Below are 1,340 nucleotides of genomic sequence, written 5' to 3'. Positions count from 1 at the left end.
TAGTCATGGTCGGAAGATTAATCTTCCGACTTTTTTTTGTTTAAAATGTAAGGTAATGTATACATTTGGCTTAAGAAAGTAAAGTATATGAATACATTTAAAGACCATACAATCACCGTTGGACAAATTCTACAATTTATACCAGAAGCATTATTAACAAAATTATCAAGTACTACTTCAGTAGATAAATATACTAAAGTTTTACATGGTAAAAAGATGTTTTATTTATTGTTATACTCTATTTTAGAGAATGATAGATTAAGTCAACGCAGTTTAGAGGATACTTTTAATGGCTCTATTTTTAAGGCTTTGTTTGATTTAGATGAAAGTGAAAAAGTTAGGCGTAGTTCTATATCGGATCGTTTTTCTAAAATTGATAGTGATTTTTTTAAAACAATATATGAGAACATCTATGAACAATTCTCTTCTATTTATTCAAAAAAAGAATCCGAAGGTTATAATATAATTCGTGTAGATAGCACCCTTGTTTCAGAAACTGCAGGAAAACTTGTAGAAGGGTTAGATTATAAAACTGGAAAAAAACACATCAAATACAGTACTTTATTTGATGGAATATTACCATGTGGAGTTGAGACATTTAATACATCCGGTTATAGTTCTGAAGAACTAGCTTTACCTGAAGCTATTTTAAAACATGTAGAAAAGGATAAAAATCACAACAATATTTATGTGATTGACAGAGGCTTGCAATCTACTAGCACAATGCAAGATTTTACATCTAAAAATATTCCTTTTATCATCCGATCTAAACAAAATAGAAAGTTCAAGGAGATAGAGCCTTTATTGACAGATTTCAATCAACAAGAGTCTGATAATTATACACTTATCAAAGATGTGAGAGTCAATCTCTTTACAGGTAAAAAGATAACTAGCAAAACAGATAAAACTTATTATAGAGAGGAATTGGTAGAACAAGATTTTAGACTTGTAGTAGTGAAAACTAAAGGTACTGAACAAAAAGAATTTTGGTTTTTGACTAATGATTTTGAGATGACACCTTTTCAAGTTGCAGACTATTATAAATCAAGATGGGATATAGAAGTGTTTTTTAGATTCTTAAAACAAGAACTTAATACTGCTCACTTAGTATCTCTTAATAAAAATGGAACACAAGTCATGATATATATGACAATGATTGCTGCTATGCTATTACTTATATATAAACATGCCAATAACTTAGGGTATAAAACAGCTAAAAGAAGATTTAATATGGAACTTAAAAACTTGATTATTGCGCTTATTGTAGCTTTAACAGGAGGAGATCCTAATAAAGTACCTATTATATAAAAAAAGAGTGGTCAGAATTTCTTCCGACCACT

General features: G+C 29.0%; 1 protein-coding gene. It reads left to right on the top strand.

What is annotated here, in order from left to right:
- Positions 1-87 precede the first annotated feature (87 nt).
- Positions 88-1,308 carry an IS4 family transposase gene (locus C8P70_RS13715; protein ID WP_133713859.1) on the top strand — a complete coding sequence of 407 codons (1,221 nt, stop codon included), beginning with the start codon at positions 88-90 and terminating at the stop codon, positions 1,306-1,308.
- Positions 1,309-1,340 lie beyond the last annotated feature (32 nt).

Origin of the sequence: Myroides indicus, assembly GCF_004364575.1 — a bacterium.
Classification (GTDB): Bacteria; Bacteroidota; Bacteroidia; order Flavobacteriales; family Flavobacteriaceae; genus Flavobacterium; species Flavobacterium indicum_A.
This window is presented reverse-complemented; position numbering and strand designations above follow the sequence as displayed.